Source organism: Bacillus sp. Y3 (genome assembly GCF_008123875.1).
GTDB lineage: Bacteria > Bacillota > Bacilli > Bacillales > Bacillaceae > Bacillus > Bacillus altitudinis.
Window position 1 is genome coordinate 448,424 of sequence record NZ_VSSC01000003.1, and the last position, 19,027, is coordinate 467,450.

Sequence of the window (19,027 nt, forward strand, 5' to 3'; positions counted from 1 at the left end):
ATCATATCCACCTTTACGGCAGCTTAATTTGTTTATTTTCCTTTGATTCCTTATAAAGGACAATCACATTTCCGATCGTTTGAACGAGTTCAGCTTTTGCACCTTTTACAAGTGCTTTTGCAACCTCTGTTTTGTCCTCGTCGCAGTTTTGCAATACGCTGACTTTCAAAAGTTCTCTTGCTTCAAGCGCCTCGGAAATTTGCTTGACCATATTGTCATTTACCCCGCCTTTTCCAACTTGAAAAATAGGTGATAAATGATGTGCTTGCGCACGTAAAAAACGTTTTTGCTTACCTTTTAACATGGTGTTCCTCCTAATTTCTCTATGACAATTGACTTCATTTTTCGGGCGTCAGGTGTAATGCCCGTCCACAGTTCAAAGGCTCTTACCGCCTGACCAACAAACATGCCGACGCCATCGACTGTTTTCAAACCTAACCCGGCTGCTTCGCTTAGCAGCTTTGTTTCTATTGGATTATACACAATATCACAAACGACCGCTGTTTTTTTTGCGTTCGCTAAAGGAATCGGGGTTTCTTCAACATTTGGATACATACCAATCGAGGTCGTATGGATGATGACATCATATTCCCCAAGCCGCTCTTCTGCTGTATTTAATGCAATGGCACGAGATGTGATTTTCCCATCGGCACTTTCAATTAAAGCCTCAGCTTTTTCAATGGTGCGGTTGGCGATATCAAATTGTTTCGGTGCATACTCAGCAATTGTCGTGTAAATCGCTCTTGCTGCTCCACCAGCACCAAGCAGGAGAAATGACAGCTCTGATAACGGCTGATCCAACGCTTCAAGCAATGAATGAAGAAAGCCTTCTCCATCTGTATTGTACCCAACGAGCTGATCTCCTTCGAGACGCACCGTATTGACGGCACCAAGGCGTTCAGCTGTCACATCAATTTTGTCGAGGTACTTCATGATTTCTACCTTGTGCGGAACAGTGACGTTAATGCCGCTGATTCCTAACGCTTTCATGCCGCTAATCGCATCTTTCAGGTCATCATTTTCTACTTGAAAGCCATGATAATGTCCATCAATTCCAGCATCCTTTAATGCTGCATTATGAATATCCGGAGACATTGAATGGCCAACAGGGTTACCGATTACTCCGTATAAAGGTTTCAAGGTCTCTCCCCCTCTGAACATTTAAATTAACGAACGTCTCATAAACACGTGCACGCCTTTTGGCGCATACACTTTGATTTGTTTCCCAGCATCATTTGCAGTCACCCAGCCTAATCCTGAAAAGACAATGTCCATTTTTGGCTGATCGATGGTGAAAGTGTGCGGAACGAGCGGCGGGAAATCTTCCATTCCCTCTTTTGATGGCGGTGAAAGCAGTTCACCTGCATGCTTTTCATATAAGTCATCTGCATTCTCCATCTTCGTCCTATGAATGTTGAGTTCATTTGGCATATAGCAGACAAAGGATGTTCTGCCGCCTTTTACATAATCAAATCGAGCCAGTCCGCCAAAGTAAAGCGTTTGAGCTTCATTTAACTGGAACGTTCTCGGTTTCAATTCTTTTTTCGGCGTTAAAATCTTTAAGTCATTTTTGCCGACATAGTGCGCCATTTGATGGCGGTTGATGATCCCCGGTGTATCGAATAAAGCAGACCCGTCATCAAGCGGGATTTCAATCGCATCAAGTGTTGTCCCTGGGTATTGGGATGTGGTGATCACATTCTCTTCTCCAGACACCTCTTTGATAATGCGGTTAATAAATGTTGATTTCCCAACATTTGTACAGCCGACAACATAGACATTTCTGCCCTCACGGTAATGATCAATGGCCTCCATGACCTCAGGCACACCTTGTCCTCTGCTCGCACTGATTAAAAACACATCGATCGGATTGAGCCCATTTTCTTTTGCTTCCCGCTTCATCCATTGAACAAGACGGTCTTTTTTCACGGATTTCGGTAAAATATCTACCTTGTTGCCAACCAGTAAAATGGGATTACCACCAACAATACGGCTCAGTCCATTAATCCAGCTTCCGTTAAAGTCAAAAATATCAACGACCTTGACGATCAGAGAATCAGTCTCGCCAATGCTGTGTAAAATATTTAAAAAGTCGTCTTCTGTTAAAGATACATCCTGAATTTCATTGTAGTTCTTTAACCTAAAACAGCGCTGACAGATCACATCTTCTTTCAATAGAGATGCTGCCGGCGCATATCCTAATTGATCTTTATCTTCCGTCTGAATGGCTACACCGCAGCCAATACAAACAACCTTTTCCATTATTACTCTTCCTCCCACTGAATGTGGCCCTTACGCTTTAAGGCTCCTAAAATTCTGCGTTCAATCTGCCTGTTAAACTTCGTGAAAAATCCGTCCGATGCCGCAACAGGTACAACCAAAATGGTATGGAAGCCATGCCTGTTTCCGCCAAGCACATCTGTCATAAGCTGATCGCCAATGACAACCACATCTTCTTTCTTCAATTGCATATCAGCGACGGCCTTATTAAAGGCTCTTCCCATCGGTTTTCTCGCTTTATAAATAAACGGGATATGAACCGGCTCAGAAAAAAGCTTGACCCTTTTTTCATTATTGTTCGATACAATCGTCACCTGTATCCCGTGATCTTTCATCTCTTGAAACCATTCAATTAAACGCGGGGTCGCACTTGGACGATCCCATTCTACTAGTGTGTTATCTAAATCCGTAATAATTCCTTTTACATTTCGTTCTTTTAGTTTTTGCGGCGAAATGTGGAAAATACTTTTCACAAATTCATCCGGTAAGAAATACTTCTTTAGCACAATTTGCACCCTTTCTTCCATTGGTTTTTCAGCGATTGTGTCGAATCAAATCACAATTTGTCTGTCTATCGAATACAATGAAAAAGTTTTCGACATATGATGAGGACCTTCAACAGGTGTGGATAATTTTACACACATTATCCACCTATATTTCATCACGCTTTCATTCAATTATAAACACTCTACCCACAAGTTATCCACTTAACCATGTGGATAACAGAACGATTGTTCTTGTTTCCCATTCATGGTAGATTAAAGGTACTTCAAAGACATTCGATCAACCTATGATGATATGTCTTTTCCTCAAGTTTTATGCCAACTTTTTCAGGGGAGGTGTTTTTCCCATCATATGGGTTTCTAGTATGAAAAAGCTGTCAGATGATTTACTTATAGAATCGTATTATAAAGCAAATGAAATGAACTTAAATCGCGACTTCATTGAATTAATTGAGACAGAAATGAAAAGACGTTCGCTCGGGCATATGCTCTCTGTTTCCTCTTAATTCCATATATCCAGGAACCATGCCTCCCGAGCACTCTCCTTTTTTAAACTCAGGTGACTGATATTATATCACTTGCGCTATAGGCTTACTACTATTTTCCGTAAAAAACACCCCTTCTGATCAAAGAAGAGGTGTCTTATTTGCAAGGCTGTTCATTCCAAAACCATAACCCTCCACCTACGACCAAAATGACGACAAGGAACACAACAAGAAAAGCGTAACCGATTCCTGCTCCTTGAGCTGGATAAGGCGAACACGCAGGGTAAGGATAAGGACATCCCCACATATCAGTTACCTCCTTCTAGGAAGATATACTGTTAGACTATGCGAGATGGATCGTCTTGTTTAGGCAGATGGCCTGCTTTTAAAAATGTTTAATGACATCACGCTCTTTGATTTCGTTATAAATGATTCTTGCCCCTTTTGGTGTCATATGATTGCCAGAAGGGTCAATGAGTCCAGACTGAATCAAGGCGTTGTCACTATCTTCACCCGCTTCTCGGATGAACGCTTTCCAATTGTCGACAAGCGGCACCTGCTGTTTTTCAGCTACTTGTCTTGTGATGTCATTGTATGAGTTTTGCCAAGCTCTCGCCCCGCCTCTCTCAGCAAAATAAGATGACTTATATCTAGAATAATAATACAAGCCCTTTTTGCCTCCTTCCACCACAGGCACGCACGTCATGAGGATCGGGGTAATTCCCTCTTTCCTACTTTCAGAAATGAAGTAGGATAAGTTTTCTTTAAATCGTTTTTTGGTCACACGGGGATGTTTCCCGTCTAGAATCGCCGCATCATTTGTACCGAACATGATGAGGACGTAAGTTGGTTTTGGTTTTAAAATATCCTGCTCAAAGCGCAGCTTCGCATCTTCCGTTGTCTGCCCGCCAATTCCAGCATTCTGTACCTTGATTTGGCCGCGCTCGACATTTTTCATGAGATTCACCCATTTTTCAGATGTGGGATAATCTCGAAAATCCCAGTTCGATCCTCTTGTGTTACTGTCACCAAATGCAATGACACTTTCCTGCGCCTGCTTCGAGCACCCAGCAGCAACACATATCAGGATAAAAAGGAAAACAAATTTCTTCACAACATTCACCTCCAAAAGCCCTCTTCATATAGTAAACGACAAGACTTTTGGTTTCAATGAATGACTGTTTCTTATTGTAATTGAACCGGCAGATAATCTCTGTCATGGTGCAGCAGTTCGCTCACTTTCACAAACTCATAGCCCCTTTTCTTTAGTTCAGGTACGACTTGTTTCAGCGCTTCTACTGTCTGCTTACGATTTCCTCCGCCATCATGTAAAAGGATGATATCACCGCCCTGAATATTCTCAATAATACGGCTGGCAATTTTGTGTGCACCTGGCCTTGACCAGTCCTTCGGATCTTGCGTAAAGGACCACATTACGATATCGTATCCTTGCTTAGAAAGAATGCGGAATGACTTCATCGTCAAGCGCCCGCCCGGGGGACGAAATAATAAGGGTCCGCCAGGCTGGAGAGAAGCGATATGAGCCGCTGATTCTTTTAATTCTTGCTTGATTTCTTTCGATGACAAAAGGTCAAAATACGTATGGTTCATCGTGTGATTGCCAAGCTCATTTCCTTCGCTCACAATCCGCTCTGCGAGCAGGGGATATGCATGAATACGGCTCCCGATGACAAAAAAACTGGCATTCACTTCATGCTCTCTTAGTACATCTAGTATTTGACTTGTGTATACCGGATGAGGCCCATCATCAAAGGTTAACGCAATCTTTTTCCGTTCCTCTCTCATGTCCCAAAAGGCTCGTCCCGTTTTTTCTAGGTCGATTCTTTTTAATGTACGCGCCTCTATGTTATCAGGAACAAAAGCGCATATTACCAATATACATAACAAGATATGCAACCCTTTCATCAGACCGCCTCCACAGAACATCATTACACATTAAATTGCCCGCTTTCTGATGAATTCATTCAAGTTTCGTGATCGTCTACGCTTCTTTTTCACATAAAAAAAGCCGGCCCATCAGGCCCGCTTTTTGTCTCACGTTTGGTTTCTCTCTTCAACTGTCGAACGTTGCTTAGAATTCATACAGACACTCTCCTTCTTGGATTTGATTTTGAGCCCATAGCAATTTTTGATAATACTGGTTGGACTTCTGGTATTGTTGAGAGGTTTCTAAGGCTGTCGCAATTTCTAGTGAGATATCCTCTATATAAGAGTATAGGCTAAGTTTTTCCAAATAATCAATGGTTTTTTGCAGTTGTTCTTCATTGATTTCCTGAACATATAAAGCATCCAGATACTCAAACATATGACAGAACAGCTGGTCTTCATGCTTCTTTGCGGCCAATTTCCCATCCTCTAATATACGCCTTGCTTCAGTCTGCTCATTTTGTCTAAAAAGCAGCTTGGCCAGTGTATAAAGTGTATGAGGCAGCGTGGGAAGCAGCTCTTTTTTGGCGAGGTCAGCCGATTCGGTTAAATATCGTTCTGCTTCTTCTCGATAACCTAACTCCCCGTAACATTTCCCTAAATTATAGAGTGCTGAGCTATAAATGCGCGGGTGATCAATTTCGGATGCGAGTTGTTTCGCCTTTTTCAAGTGAGGCAGTGCTCGATCTTTACGTTTTAAATCTTGATAATTTCCCGAGATGACAAAGAGGCACTGAATAATGCGAATGGAATACGCATCATGCTGATCGTATATTTCAAGCGCTTTTAAAATATGGTGCATGGAGACATGCGTTTGTTTCATTATATAGTAGGCTTCTGCTACTTTAAAATGAAACTCGGCCTGCTCAATATCATCAAATACCATAGACAGCTGTTTTTCTGCCATGCGATAATATTTGACGGCCTCCAAATATTCTTTTTGACTAAACTCATGCATGCCACGAAAAAATGCATGGTAATAATGCAGCATATCAGATAACTCATGATTGGAATTTTCGATTTTATCGACAAGGTTAGATACTGAGAAAGGTTGATATTTTGAAGGGTGTATATAGTCGAGCATAATTTGGTGCCGAAAACACATGAGCTGATAATAAATCAGTAAATGCTGGTCCTCTTCCATACGTTCAATTTCCGCTTCTACTTCTGCTTTCAAGATTTCCGCATCTGGAACACTGAACTGCCGTATCATTCGATACCATTCATTAATTTTCATACCGACATGTGAAGAAAGAACCTTCCCCATGTTCCGAAAAAACCCCTTCCTTTTCGGTCTAATATTACATATTTTAGCACGCTTTTAGACCGCCAAGCACCGCAAAGAAACCGCAAACATATGAGAGGTGCAGCAAAAACATACCCACAGAAGCACGTTTCTTTCAAATAAGATGATTTTTTCATCGTACAGACACAGACAATCCTTCCTTCACATACATTTGAGGATATAGGCAGCGGCCTAAACATGGTGGAGGTGAAAATCGTGGCAGGAGTATTTACAGCGATGGGATTGATGGTCAAAGAATTGGTGTTTTTAGTGTCCTATGTCAAAAACAATGCCTTTCCACAACCCCTTTCGGGAGATGATGAGAAAAAATACTTAGCCCTCATGGCAGAGGGCGATGAACACGCAAGAAACATGCTGATTGAACATAACCTTCGGCTCGTCGCCCATATTGTCAAGAAATTTGAAAATACCGGGGAAGACGCTGAAGACCTCATCTCCATCGGGACGATCGGACTCATTAAAGCCATCGAAAGCTATTCCTCTGGAAAAGGAACAAAGCTGGCAACTTATGCGGCGCGGTGTATTGAAAATGAAATTCTCATGCACTTACGCGCACTCAAAAAAACAAAAAAGGACGTCTCTCTGCATGACCCCATCGGTCAAGATAAAGAAGGCAACGAAATTTCATTAATTGACGTCTTAAAATCAGAAAATGAAGACGTGATTGATACCATTCAGCTCAACATGGAGCTTGAAAAAGTAAAAGAATATATCGACATTCTCGACGGCCGGGAAAAAGAAGTCATCGTCGGCCGGTTCGGTTTGGACTTAAAGAAAGAGAAAACGCAGCGGGAAATAGCCAAGGAGCTCGGAATATCGCGGAGCTATGTGTCCCGGATTGAGAAGCGAGCGCTGATGAAGATGTTTCATGAGTTTTACCGGGCGGAGAAGGAGAAACGGAAGCGGGAGAAGGGGAAGTGAAAATGAACTTCCCCTAACTTCTAACAAAAACAGACCTTATTAGGTCTGTTTTTTATTTCGGCACTAAGCTACTGTCTCGCTGCATTTCTTTTGATAATAGCTGCCGCCTTAGCCCTCAAGAACAATGGCAAGATTTTGGTGATGAATTTTGGGTCATGCACTTAGACATGAAGGAAATCAACTGATTACACCCCACTGTTTAGAGAATTGTGGAAAATGAAGGACAAACGGTTTGCATATAAGTTTTGTATTTCAACTTTTATGTTTAGAAAAATAATAGCTATTCAGACTTATAATAATTTCACAAATGAAATATCAGCACTTTTTAATGTTACATACGAATTCACCACCGAACGTTTCGTGACTTTAAACCCGTGCTATAAGTCATGAATTATTTCGTCTAATTTTGTCGAAAATCATCACTTCAACATTTTTTGTATTATAATGTTTCCTGTATTACTAAAATATGTATATAAAAGGGTGTAGACAAATGAAAAAAGCTAAACTAATTTTATTCTTATGCTTTATGGCAGTTCTAACTGCTTGTGGTAACACTAACAGCTCAACTGAGCCGGCAAAAAAAGAAGAAACGAGTAAAGAGGCTTCAAAAGAATCAACACAAAAAGAGAATAAACCAACATCAGGACTTCTAACCGAAATTGGCCAATGGGATAAAGATAAAAATGGTTCAACACTAACTTTGAAAAAGATAAATAACAAACAAAAAGAAATAGATTTAAGTCCTATTAAGATGAAAATACACGATGTTAAAGTATTTGAATACAGTAATTTAGGTGAACAAGATAAAGAGCTTCTTTCTTATAATAATTTTGAAAAAGATAAATACCATAGAATACAAATCACTTATACGACTGAAAACACTTCCGATAAAGATGTTTTGTTTTCTGGTGTTGATATTATTACCACTAATACAAAGAAACAAATTGAAGTCTATAAGACTAATTTGACTACGGATACAGGTGTTGGTTCTTTGTATGGTAAAGTCGAAAATGAAGGTATGGTTGTAGTTCCTTTACTGGTAGATGATGTTTCGGATTTGAATTCAATCACACTTCACTTAAGTGATGTCTATCTAAATGACGAACCTGAATTATTGCATGATGGGGCAAAAGTTAAATTCGATTTTTAAATTCTGCACCCCCCTTTTGACTTTAATAATGAAATCCTGATGCATTTACGCGCACTTAAAAAAACAAAAAAAGACGTCTCTCTGCATGACCCCATCGGTCAGGATAAAGAAGGAAACGAAATTTCATTAATTGCCTTCTTACCATCTGAAAATGAAGATGTGACTGATACCATTCAGCTCTACATGACCGGTCCGGTTTGAAGTTAAAGAAAGAGAAGGCGAATTGAGCAGGGAATTTTAATAGAAAACATTTTGCAACAGAACAGGCCTTATAAGGTCTGTTTTTATTTGTTTAGGCTCTTACCATTTATGAATTATCTTTTAATTTTAAAAATGGTTTCGGTATATTTTTTTGCCCTTCAAATCTGAAAAGTATATAATTAATATACTTGTATGACAAATAAAGAGGGGTGATTTCTATTACATTCAATCCTGTTTCCAATAAAAAATTATACATACAAATTTATAATCAGATCCTTTCTGAAATACAGTTAGGCTCTTTTCAAATAGGAGATAAACTTCCTTCAGAAAGGGAATTATGCGAACAATTTGGTGTCAGCCGCGCACCTGTTAGACAAGCCCTCAGTGCACTAGAAATGAATGGTATTATTTATTCACGTCAAGGAGAAGGTGTCTTCGTTAAGAGTACGACCATACACAATGAAGGGTCCATCTCTATGAAATCGGCATCACCTGAGGATATCGTGGAAGCTAGAATGCATATCGAGCCTTTAATTATTCATTTTGCGGCTTTGAGAGCGACTGACGAAGATATTTTAGAACTGAAACAAACCATCAAAAAAATGGAAGAAGAAACACATTCAGGTGTATACGTCCCGGCAACTGACGAGCAGCTACATATGGGAATTGCAAAAGCGTCACATAATGATTTATTCATTACCTTTATGTCTTCCATTACGAACGCTATGAAGCAGCAGGAAATGTGGAGGTTTATACGTGATCGAACCGTTACCCGTTCTGACTATCGTGAGGTCAACTTTCAGGAGCATAAACTGATTATAGAAGCACTCGAAGAACGGAACGCAGCAGAAGCTGTGAAACGTATGACTGCCCACATGCAAAACCTATATGATCGATATTGGAAAAGCTAGGATCTTCCACTTCCAAATACGATATGAGAAGCTTCTTTTTATTTAATCGAAAAATAAGACGCATACAACAAGTAGAAGCCTTGCTGTTATGCGTCTTTGTCTTTTTAAGTTCATTTATTTTCCGATGCTCGGCACCCTTCGCATATTCCGTATAAGACTTTAACCCCTTCAGAGCCATAAGCGATGTCAATGATTTCTCCACATTCCCGGCAAACGATCGTATTTTGTGGTACATTTGTCTCTTTTTCCATGAAAATTTCAGCTCCAATCGTTTTATCCTCATGTATTGTCTCGTTTTCTTTCAGAACTTCTCCTGACAGCTAAATCACCACAATATTTCCCCTTACTACTTCCATCATAGTTTTTTTATGACCCTCGTTTAAATAGACTTTTCTATACTGGATTTTTCTGTACTTGCTTTTACAACTAGTGCTTTTCCTGACTGTTTAACTAAAAACACAATAATAAAAGAAGCCAGTATCATACTAACACCTAAAAAAATCATACTGATGTGAAAAGAACCTGTGACATCCTTAATGTACCCGACTATATATGGCCCAAAGAAACCGCCAAGATTGCCAATACTGTTGATTAGTGCGATCGCTCCACCGGCGGCTGCTCCTGTTAGAAAAGAAGGGGGAATGGCCCAAAATGGAGAATAAGCACCAAAGGCTCCGCACAAGGCAATGGTTAAAAACACAAAGGATAAGATCACACTGGAATTTGCTATATAACTGCTAATGATCATGGCCATCGCACTGACAGTTAAGCAGGCAGATACATGCCATCGCCTCTCGTTTTTCTTGTCAGAATGATTCCCGACCAGCACCATTACAATGATAGCGACGGTATACATGAAACCTAACAGCCAGCCCATTCCCTGCGTACTTAAGGAAATGGTGTCAGATAATCCTTTAGAGATTGTCGGCAAAAACATATTGATGCCGTAAAACCCAACCATCCAGCAGAAATAGCCTGCCGATAAAATGAGTACATCTCGATCTTTTAAAGCTTGAGTGAATGTATATCGCTTGACCTGTTCTTTCTCAAGCTTTTCTTTTGTTGTGACATGAATCAGCCACTCTTTTTCATCTTGATTCAGCCATTTTACATCTTCAAGTTTGTCATCCAAATAAAAGAATGCAATTACTCCAAGAATGAGTGCTGGAATCGCTTCTAAAATAAACAGCCACTGCCATCCAGACATATCCAGCCAATCAACACCTAATAGAAATGTAGAAAGTGGTGCACCTAGGGCATTCGCTCCCGGAATCGCCAGCATAAATCCAGCAATGGCTTTGGCATGATGTTTGGTTTGATAAAAACCGCTCAAATAAAACACCATACATGGATAAAAGCTAGCTTCTGCCGCACCCAATAAGAAACGTGCTGTATAAAACTGCCATGGTTCTTGAACAAAAGCCATTAAAATCGCAATAATTGCCCATGTCACCATAATTCGGCTGATCCATTTACTCGCACCGATCTTTGCCATAATGGCACTTCCCGGAACTTCTAATAAAAAATACCCTAAAAAGAATATTCCAGCCCCAAGTCCAAATACAGCATTTGAAAATCCCAAATCTTCATTCATTTGAAGAGCAGCAAATCCAATATTCACACGATCTAAAATAGCGATAACAAAACATAATGATAAAAATGGGATAAGGCGAAGTGTAACTTTACGAGTCGTCGACTTTTCTAATGCTTGTTGATTCAACATGATTCCCCCTTCAAGTTGCTTTGTCCAACTGCGTGAAGATGTCTAAATGGCATGACACATTTTTATTAAGCGCTTACAAAATATCATTTCATCAATCATTTTGACTGTGACTCTACTTCCTTTTTATTTAAAATAGAGTCAGGCATGTTCATGTGCCTGCTCCATTTCTTTCTACTAGTCCATATGTGAACCACCATTGATATCGATTTCTTCTCCTGTAATGTAGGATGCTTCTTTAGTAGCCAAAAATGTAATGGCGGCTGCGATTTCTTTCGTTTCACCTGGTCGGCCAAGTGGTATATTATCAATTACTTTTTCGGCTTCATCGATAGGAAGTGACTTCCAAATATCCGTATTCACAAGGCCTGGTGTCACACAATTCACTGTGATACCATCTTTCCCTACTTCACGGGCAAGGTTTTTAGAAAAACCTAATACTGCTGCTTTGGAAGCTGAGTAATGTGCTCCTCCAAATACGCCTCCTCCCCTTTTAGCCGATACAGAAGACAGGTTGATAATACGCCCATATTGCTGCTTGATCATTGGTTCTAGCACGGCTTGTGTACACAAGAACAAACCAAACATATTTACATTAAATACTCTTGTCATATCTTCAAGTGTCATGTTCTGAACGGTTACTTTTTGAGAAATACCTGCATTATTCACCAATATGTCAATGCGGCCAAACGCCTCAAGCGTTACAGCCACCATTTGATCAATTGATTCCTTATTTGTTACATTTACTACTACACCTAACGCTTTTCCTCCGGCTTTTTGAATGGCTTCTACTGTGAAGCGAATCCCTTCTTCATTGATATCTGCTACCACGACAGCAGCACCCTGTTTAGCAAGTGTTAGAGCGATTGTTCGGCCAATTCCTTTTTCAGAACCGCTCCCTGTTACAATAGCTACTTGATTGTTTAATGTAAACATTGTAAATAACCTACTTTCAAATGTGATTGTTCAGCATGTCTTTTGCTGTATTTATGATGTTTTCGATTGTTATTCCATTTATTTCTAAAAGTTTTTCGTAAGGTGCAGATTCTCCAAAACGGTCTTGCACTCCGATCCGTTTGACTTTTCCTCGACCTTCTTCTGCTGCTACTTCACATACAGCACTGCCTAATCCGTTCAAAATGTTATGATCCTCTACAGTGATCATACGTCCAATATCGAGACACTCCACAACCGCCTCTCGATCTAGAGGTTTGATCGTATGCATATCTAAAAGTGATGCTTCAATCCCTTGTTCTTCTAGTTTTTTAACCGCTTCCAAAGCAAGGTATACTGTATCACCATTTGCAATGATCGCAATATCTTTGCCAGACCTTAATTTTTTGGCTTTTCCAATCACAAACTCCTCATGTTCATCATAAATCATCGGCACAGCATCTCGGGTAAAGCGCAAATACATAGGGCCATACGTATTCGCTGCCTCTTTGATCAATTTTCTCGTCGAATAGTAATCAGAGCCCATGATGACCGTCATGTTGGGAAATGTTCTTAAAACGCCCATATCTTCTATCGCTTGATGACTTCCACCGTCATTTCCCGGTGTCAATCCTCCGTGCGAGCAGGCAATCTTTACATTCAAATTCGGATAGCATATTTCTTGACGGATTTGCTCTGCCATGCGCAGCGAGCCAAAAACTGCGTAAGTGCTTACAAATGGAATTTTTCCAGTTGTCGCAAGACCAGCTGCCAGCCCGGCACCATTTTGTTCGGCAATTCCAACGTTCACATGCTGATTGGGAAGCTGCTTAATGAATTCTCCTGTTTTGCATGATTTGCCGATATCAATATCAATCACGTAAATATGTTGATTCTCTTTTCCTAACTTAACAATTTCATCACCGAAGGCTTCACGTGTCGCTTTTTTCTTAATGACCGCTTTTTCAGTTTGGCTCATGATCTCAAACCTCCTGCTAATTCTTCTAATGCCTGTTCATACTCTTTCTCATTTGGCGCAACACCGTGCCATGAGCAGATATTTTCCATGTAGGAAACGCCTTTGCCTTTAATCGTGTCTGCTACAATACATTTCGGCTTTCCATTTTTCATGTTTTTCACTTGATTCAATGTTTCGACTATCTCTTCCATCGAATGTCCGTCAATTCGCTTTGTTTCAAACCCGAATACTTCAAACTTCATTTCTATGTCTTGCAGCGGCATGATTTCCTCGCAGAAACCATCAATTTGCAGACGGTTATTGTCAACAAAAACAATTAAATTATCAAGACGATATTTGACTGCGGTTTGAACCGCTTCCCAAATTTGTCCTTCTTGACATTCGCCATCGCCTACCATCGCAAATACCCGATAATCTTTTTCATCCCGTTTACCCGCAAGCGCCATACCAACCCCACAAGAAAGTCCTTGGCCTAATGAACCTGTTGAAATATCAATTCCAGGGCATTTCTTCATATCAGGATGACCTTGGAACGGTGAACCGTACTGTCTCAATTTGTATACGTTTTCAAAAGGGACATAACCTTTTAGCGCTAAGGCAGCATATTGAATAGGTGCAACATGGCCTTTCGATAAAACAAAACGATCTCGATCTTCCCAGTTAGGATTTTGGGGATCGATATTCATCTCTTTGAAATAAAGGGCCGTGATGATATCAGCAGCTGATAAAGAGCCGCCAGGATGCCCCGATTGCGCTTCATAAATCATCGTAATCGCCGTTTGTCTAAGTTCAATCGCTTTTGCTTTTAAATTCGCCAAACTTACATCTTTCACTGGATCACCTCATTTTATTATTTGAAATCCAATCTTATATTCTTAGTTACTTGTTCACTTGTATGACAAGTAATTTATGAGAACACTATACAATTCTTGAAAGCATTTGTCTATCTATTTTTTGAATTTTTAAACAATCAATGCAGATTTGTATTAGATGCTCTTTAGATTACATAGAGCAAAATTTTAGAAAATCAGTATCCAACATAAAAAAACATCACTCGTCATTTTCATTGAGTGATGTTTCACATTCTGTATTTATCTCACTACCCCGTTTTCTTTTAAAAAACGCTCAAACAGCTGATTCCCTTCCTCTTCAATTTTGTCATCTTCAATAGAATACTCCCCAATCAACAGCCCTAAATCTTCATATTTTTCATAATGTTTTAAAAGCGTTATCTCATACCATGTATGGTCAAAGAATAATTGCCACTTTCCTGTTTCTAAACTCTTAAAAAACACCCCTTCAACATCAAGACCCTGTTCGTAATAGCCAACATGTACATGCATGGTATCATCTAAACGACACATTTTATTCTCCTTCTCGTTCCCCGTAAAACTTTATAGACCTTGCTGAAAATCAATCGTCCTCAACTCCACCCATTCAACACTATCAGGTACCGATTTTGTTTTTAGAAAATGTTGAACGATTTCATAAGCTTGATGTCGATCGACGTAGCTGCATGAAGGTACATACAATGGTGCGCCTGCAACGACATGCTTGATCGTTTCTATCTTCTCTTCTTTTTTAAAAGGAACCAAAAAATCTGGATATCTCATAAGAAAAAAGCCATAAGGTTCATGATAAAAGAAAACAAGACTTTCCGTTTCCCAATCTTCATCCACTTCAATAGAAGATTCTCCATTCCCTTGTTTCCAATAGTCTTCACCCTTATGGAAGAAGATTTCTTTCACCCATTCTTCTCCTGGATTTTCCACTGGAGCACCGGTTGGTCCATAATACAATAACATTCCATTCTCTCCTTATTCATTTATTGATCCCTTGTTCTCTTTCCTTCAAATGTGTAAAATGGACGCGTCTGTTTATTTAATTTTAGCATGCTGAATAACTGCGGATTTAGTTTTTCAGCATCTTGAGTGCTTACCCATTTTACTTCTTCAATATCATGATCAGGATCTAAAATATTCATCTCTCCCCCGATGATTTCCCCAAAAAACGTAAAAATAAGTGCGTGATGCATGTTATCTTGAAAGAGTATTTCCCGAACAGAATGAAGTTCATTTATTTTGATCACATATCCTGTTTCTTCTCTCACCTCACGGATCACAGCTTGCTGCAGATGTTCTCCTTCTTCCACTGCACCACCGGGAAACTCCCAATAACCTTTGACATTCTTCACCATTAAAATATTTTCATCCATGTCATAAATCAAAGCTGATACCACGTCAACTCGCTTCAATTGAATCCTCCTCACCCATTGTCGAAAATATAAAACGAGCGGTTCATATCAATCTTTTCTCATTATACTGTATCCTTGTTACGAAAGAGTGGAGGGCTTAGCTCGTGGATCATTATGCTCTTGCTGATTGTCCAAATCAGATTTACGAGGAACATCGTCTCTCTTTTGAGACAATTAAGGAATCAAATGAGAAAATCATCGAAAACAGAAAAGTAAAAAACCTCCTTCATTTAGCGGGAGGTTTGTTTATTTGATTCTCTTTCAATTGTTTCTCATCACATAACATATATCTGATCCGCTGTAGATAATGGAGCGCAATATGACCGAGACAGAACATAAGCCCGATCATCGCGAGAATATAGATAGGCAGCATCAAACCAGGTACATTGTTTATGACAAAAGCCAAACCAACTACTGTCAGCATAATGAGGCTAATAAACCTTATCAATACCACTTGAAGTCCCCCTTCATATTCACCTTAACAGATTTTCCCTTTATTTTCATGACCTGCTTAAAAAAAGATGCGAATCCACTAAGATTCACACCAAAAGGGGTATTACCTATTCGGCTCATTTCTCTTCTCACGCGCTTCCTTCCACTGCTCAAGCTCAGACACCGTCAATAATTGATATCCTTGTTTGGTGAGTTCTTTGATAATCGTGACGGCTGCGTTGGCTGAGGTGTCATAGATGTCGTGCATTAAGATCGTTTCACCGCTAGATGCATGAGTTAGAATGTAGTTCGCGACGTATTGGCTGTTTCGATATTTCCAGTCTTCAGGATCCACATCCCAAAGGGTCACTTTCATGTGAAGAGCTTCGTTGATTTGCCCGTTTGTCCCGCCATATGGTGGTCTAAAATGAGTCGGTGTGAACCCGCTCGCTTTTTCAATGATTTGCTGCGTGTCTTCTACTTGTTTGACCGCTTGTTTTAAAGGAAGTCTTGTAAGCAAAGGGTGGTTATAGGAATGGTTTCCAATTTCATTTCCACCCTTTCTGATTTCACTTAACATATCGGGATAATACTGAACCCTGCTGCCTAATACAAAAAATGTCGCATGTCCTTTGTTTTCTTTTAAAGCTGTTAAGATTTTTGAAGTCGTTGATGGATTTGGTCCATCATCAAATGTAAGGGCAATGGCTTTTTGATGTGGGTTAATTACTCGCTGTTTTGGCAGTTTTACGATCTTTCTTTTTGCGATCGGTTCTTTTTTCTCGTTTTTGTTCTTTTCTTTATTGATGTATTCTGGCTTTAACATTCCTTTAAGCAGTGTTTTTTTAATCGCCAGCACTTGAGGGCCTTGATGATTTGGAGCGATTTGTCCTCTTGGAAAGTAGAATTCGATATAGCGATCCTTGATGGCAAAATACTGATAATTCTTCGCCACAGGAGACGTTCCCTGTTTGAGCAGCGGCTGATTTTCAGCTAGCGTTCGATCTTTTTTTAATTCCTCAAAAGTCATATGAGATAATTTTTGAAGATTATCCTTCTTTGATAGAAAGATATCGTTGATTAATAAAAATGTCTGTTTCTTGAAATCAAAGTTCATCACCTTCGTTTGATTGACGCCTTGCTTTCCGCCCTTCACTTCATATGTATTGAATTTGATTGCGACGGTTTGCTTGGCATAATGAATGATCTCATAATCGATGTTTAATTCGTATCGTTTTTCTTCATTGACATCACTCGCTTGACTAAATGATGTTTTAAACTTTTCTAACGCTGTCTCTGCAAATCTTTTGATCTCCTGATCTAGTTTTTCTTGATGAAACAGCGGATAGTTGACAGCATATCTCATGAATTTCCCGTCATTCACAAGTGTGACTATTTCAACTTGTTTGTAGCTCGCATCTTGTTCTACTTTTTTCCTCTCTGTCCCGCTTGCTTGCTGATTATGATAAAACGCAGCGATACCGATGACGACCGCAAGTACACATAGGACGAGACTGATCTTCCCTTTCGTTGACACAATGATTCTCCTCTCGTGATGCCGTCCTGTCTAAATGGCGTGTGTTTGTAGGATAGACTTTTCGAAGCCCCTTTTTAGTTTGCAAAAAACACATTTGTCACATTTTCGACATATTTTACGAGAGACATATAAAAAGGGCTTGATTGCTCAGCCCTTATTTTTGCATATACAGTTGGAATAACTTTGTTTCTTCATCAATAGAGCGTGCCTGGTCAAAAGCTGCTCTGACTGTCTTTGAGTTGTTCACCAGCTCATACAGCATGGTGAGAACAAAAATAAATGACGCATTTCCATCAATGTAGTCATCGGGCGCTGTATAGGATATCGCCCCTGTTTCTAAAAAAGCTTCTGCCACCTTTTTTTCGCCTAGTGTACAGCCTGTACATATGATGTGGACTCCATTTAACGAAGCATACCGCTTTATGTCATCCGCACCAAAAGCAGCACCTCTCGGCTCACCCTCTTCGTATACATCTTCTCCTAACTCCGGCATGAGAAACGCTCCTTCTTCTCCGTGAAAGGATAAAAGAATGAAATCCGTCTCGCCTCTATTCCTCCCGGATAAAACATTAATCAGGTCATTCGGTCTGCCTATCCAATGCATATCGACTTTTGCGCCAAAGTTTTCAAGTGCTGCACGAAGCGCAAAGGATTCCAGCTCACTATTTGGTCCGGCTGCCAATGTGATGCGCATGACTGGCTGGCTCATTTATATCCCCTCCAAACGATGATAAACATAGCACCATTTTTTCCTCATCTACATATGCACCATTTATTTTTAGTGCTTTTTCTTCTACCGCATACGACTTAAATCCAACAGACTTATAAAGATGTTTGGCTGGGTCGTTTGTTGTGACCACTGTTAAATATATTTGTTCGATGTCTTTTTTTTCACGTGCAAAAGAAAGTACTTTTGTCAGGAGTGCCTTCCCCATTCCTTTTCCGCGTCCATTAGCCGCTACAAACATCGCTACCACATTGGCACGGTGCTTTAATTTCTGCAAGGTTTCTTGTATGAGTGTGACCGAGCCGACCAGCTGACCTTGATGAAAGGCACCGAATGTCCACATAGATTGTGTAGAGGCAAAACGAGCCTTATATTTATTCTTCGTATCTAGCTTCTCTTCCTCGTAACTCATAGCAAAACTCTCTGGATTTAATCGGAGTGCTTCTAATCTCAAGTTCGCATATTCTTGAGCATCTTCTGGTGTTAACAATCGAATATTCAGAAAAGCGCCTCCAAAAGAATCATTTGATACTTCCAATTTTATCTTGAAAGAAGCTTTTGATCAAAGAATATTGGTTCATTTACATATAGCACATTTCTTATAGACTTTTAGGCTCTCTTTCGTTTTTGTGAAAACAAGGTCATTTTGATCATGTTCACTCGATATTTCCTATCCAAAACGATTCTTTTCTCACTTATCTTTTCACTTATTTTATATTAACCTATAACTAATTCATGAAA

Annotated in this window: 24 protein-coding genes and 1 pseudogene; 5 read left to right on the plus strand and 20 right to left on the minus strand. The window is 39.8% G+C overall.

All coding sequences use genetic code 11. The annotated features are described in order from the left end of the window. Window positions 1-13: 13 nt before the first annotated feature. Genes yhbY through FXF70_RS07390 form a run of 4 tightly spaced genes read right to left on the minus strand, consistent with a single transcriptional unit; the run spans window position 14 to window position 2,786 of the window. Complete coding sequence (yhbY, locus tag FXF70_RS07375) at window positions 14-304, minus strand: ribosome assembly RNA-binding protein YhbY (RefSeq protein ID WP_008342507.1); 291 nt, start codon at window positions 302-304, stop codon at window positions 14-16. Further along, window positions 298-1,140, minus strand: a complete 843-nt coding sequence (gene aroE, locus FXF70_RS07380; RefSeq protein ID WP_017358031.1) for a shikimate dehydrogenase — start codon at window positions 1,138-1,140, stop codon at window positions 298-300. The genes yhbY and aroE overlap by 7 nt, the downstream gene beginning before the upstream one ends. Before the next feature lie 21 nt (window positions 1,141-1,161). Further along, window positions 1,162-2,262, minus strand: coding sequence for a ribosome biogenesis GTPase YqeH (gene yqeH, locus FXF70_RS07385; protein ID WP_007501357.1), 1,101 nt, complete (start codon window positions 2,260-2,262; stop codon window positions 1,162-1,164). Between the two features lie 2 nt (window positions 2,263-2,264). Further along, window positions 2,265-2,786 carry a YqeG family HAD IIIA-type phosphatase gene (locus FXF70_RS07390; RefSeq protein ID WP_008356191.1) on the minus strand — a complete coding sequence of 174 codons (522 nt, stop codon included), beginning with the start codon at window positions 2,784-2,786 and terminating at the stop codon, window positions 2,265-2,267. Between the two features lie 362 nt (window positions 2,787-3,148). Here FXF70_RS07390 and FXF70_RS07395 point away from each other — a divergent pair, with 362 nt between their 5' ends. Further along, the gene (locus FXF70_RS07395; RefSeq protein WP_003217327.1) at window positions 3,149-3,289 is read left to right on the plus strand and encodes a sporulation histidine kinase inhibitor Sda; all 141 of its coding nucleotides are present in this window, start codon (window positions 3,149-3,151) and stop codon (window positions 3,287-3,289) included. A gap of 136 nt (window positions 3,290-3,425) precedes the next feature. Here FXF70_RS07395 and FXF70_RS19025 read toward each other — a convergent pair whose 3' ends face one another. From FXF70_RS19025 to FXF70_RS07410, 4 genes are all read right to left on the minus strand, one after another. Continuing rightward, window positions 3,426-3,575: a hypothetical protein gene (locus FXF70_RS19025; protein WP_003217499.1), complete on the minus strand. Its 150-nt coding sequence runs from the start codon at window positions 3,573-3,575 to the stop codon at window positions 3,426-3,428. A 78-nt stretch (window positions 3,576-3,653) separates the two neighbouring features. Next, on the minus strand, window positions 3,654-4,382 hold the full coding sequence (locus tag FXF70_RS07400) for an SGNH/GDSL hydrolase family protein (protein WP_025207653.1): 729 nt from the start codon (window positions 4,380-4,382) through the stop codon (window positions 3,654-3,656). Window positions 4,383-4,453: 71 nt separating this feature from the next. Continuing rightward, window positions 4,454-5,194: a polysaccharide deacetylase family protein gene (locus FXF70_RS07405; RefSeq protein WP_074041956.1), complete on the minus strand. Its 741-nt coding sequence runs from the start codon at window positions 5,192-5,194 to the stop codon at window positions 4,454-4,456. 166 nt (window positions 5,195-5,360) lie between these two features. Continuing rightward, window positions 5,361-6,482 (minus strand): response regulator aspartate phosphatase, encoded by a 1,122-nt coding sequence (locus tag FXF70_RS07410; RefSeq protein WP_007501361.1) that lies wholly within the window; start codon window positions 6,480-6,482, stop codon window positions 5,361-5,363. A gap of 231 nt (window positions 6,483-6,713) precedes the next feature. Between FXF70_RS07410 and sigK the strand changes: the two genes are divergently transcribed. From sigK to FXF70_RS07430, 4 genes and pseudogenes are all read left to right on the plus strand, one after another. Then, on the plus strand, window positions 6,714-7,442 hold the full coding sequence (sigK, locus tag FXF70_RS07415; protein ID WP_058014952.1) for an RNA polymerase sporulation sigma factor SigK: 729 nt from the start codon (window positions 6,714-6,716) through the stop codon (window positions 7,440-7,442). Between the two features lie 490 nt (window positions 7,443-7,932). After that, complete coding sequence (locus FXF70_RS07420; RefSeq protein ID WP_065460726.1) at window positions 7,933-8,592, plus strand: hypothetical protein; 660 nt, start codon at window positions 7,933-7,935, stop codon at window positions 8,590-8,592. 27 nt (window positions 8,593-8,619) lie between these two features. After that, a pseudogene (locus FXF70_RS19435) lies at window positions 8,620-8,778 on the plus strand (RNA polymerase subunit sigma-70); the annotation flags it as partial. 224 nt (window positions 8,779-9,002) lie between these two features. Then, the gene (locus tag FXF70_RS07430) at window positions 9,003-9,704 is read left to right on the plus strand and encodes a FadR/GntR family transcriptional regulator (protein ID WP_008342522.1); all 702 of its coding nucleotides are present in this window, start codon (window positions 9,003-9,005) and stop codon (window positions 9,702-9,704) included. Between the two features lie 110 nt (window positions 9,705-9,814). Here the strand turns inward: FXF70_RS07430 and FXF70_RS07435 are convergent, their stop codons facing one another. The 12 genes from FXF70_RS07435 to FXF70_RS07490 form a co-directional block, all read right to left on the minus strand. After that, window positions 9,815-9,955 carry a GapA-binding peptide SR1P gene (locus FXF70_RS07435; RefSeq protein ID WP_017358037.1) on the minus strand — a complete coding sequence of 47 codons (141 nt, stop codon included), beginning with the start codon at window positions 9,953-9,955 and terminating at the stop codon, window positions 9,815-9,817. A 128-nt stretch (window positions 9,956-10,083) separates the two neighbouring features. Continuing rightward, the gene (locus tag FXF70_RS07440) at window positions 10,084-11,424 is read right to left on the minus strand and encodes an MFS transporter (RefSeq protein WP_017358038.1); all 1,341 of its coding nucleotides are present in this window, start codon (window positions 11,422-11,424) and stop codon (window positions 10,084-10,086) included. A gap of 177 nt (window positions 11,425-11,601) precedes the next feature. After that, window positions 11,602-12,360 (minus strand): SDR family NAD(P)-dependent oxidoreductase, encoded by a 759-nt coding sequence (locus FXF70_RS07445; protein ID WP_017358039.1) that lies wholly within the window; start codon window positions 12,358-12,360, stop codon window positions 11,602-11,604. A gap of 16 nt (window positions 12,361-12,376) precedes the next feature. Further along, entirely contained in the window at window positions 12,377-13,336 is a 960-nt protein-coding gene (locus FXF70_RS07450; RefSeq protein WP_017358040.1) for a transketolase family protein, read from the minus strand. Further along, entirely contained in the window at window positions 13,333-14,169 is an 837-nt protein-coding gene (locus FXF70_RS07455; RefSeq protein ID WP_017358041.1) for a transketolase, read from the minus strand. The genes FXF70_RS07450 and FXF70_RS07455 overlap by 4 nt, the downstream gene beginning before the upstream one ends. A 258-nt stretch (window positions 14,170-14,427) precedes the next feature. Further along, window positions 14,428-14,700 carry a DUF3986 family protein gene (locus FXF70_RS07460; protein ID WP_035390879.1) on the minus strand — a complete coding sequence of 91 codons (273 nt, stop codon included), beginning with the start codon at window positions 14,698-14,700 and terminating at the stop codon, window positions 14,428-14,430. 30 nt (window positions 14,701-14,730) lie between these two features. Continuing rightward, a complete protein-coding gene (locus tag FXF70_RS07465) occupies window positions 14,731-15,141 on the minus strand; it encodes an Imm1 family immunity protein (protein ID WP_148780058.1) in 411 nt (136 codons plus the stop codon). Window positions 15,142-15,161: 20 nt separating this feature from the next. Next, the gene (locus FXF70_RS07470; protein WP_148780059.1) at window positions 15,162-15,590 is read right to left on the minus strand and encodes an NUDIX hydrolase; all 429 of its coding nucleotides are present in this window, start codon (window positions 15,588-15,590) and stop codon (window positions 15,162-15,164) included. A gap of 226 nt (window positions 15,591-15,816) precedes the next feature. Beyond that, on the minus strand, window positions 15,817-16,044 hold the full coding sequence (locus FXF70_RS07475; RefSeq protein WP_035390884.1) for a hypothetical protein: 228 nt from the start codon (window positions 16,042-16,044) through the stop codon (window positions 15,817-15,819). A gap of 102 nt (window positions 16,045-16,146) precedes the next feature. Further along, window positions 16,147-17,559, minus strand: a complete 1,413-nt coding sequence (locus tag FXF70_RS07480) for a polysaccharide deacetylase family protein (protein WP_148780060.1) — start codon at window positions 17,557-17,559, stop codon at window positions 16,147-16,149. A 154-nt stretch (window positions 17,560-17,713) separates the two neighbouring features. Further along, window positions 17,714-18,268: a hypothetical protein gene (locus FXF70_RS07485; RefSeq protein WP_017358048.1), complete on the minus strand. Its 555-nt coding sequence runs from the start codon at window positions 18,266-18,268 to the stop codon at window positions 17,714-17,716. After that, window positions 18,222-18,740, minus strand: coding sequence for a GNAT family N-acetyltransferase (locus FXF70_RS07490; protein ID WP_395947858.1), 519 nt, complete (start codon window positions 18,738-18,740; stop codon window positions 18,222-18,224). The genes FXF70_RS07485 and FXF70_RS07490 overlap by 47 nt, the downstream gene beginning before the upstream one ends. Between the last annotated feature and the right edge of the window lie 287 nt (window positions 18,741-19,027).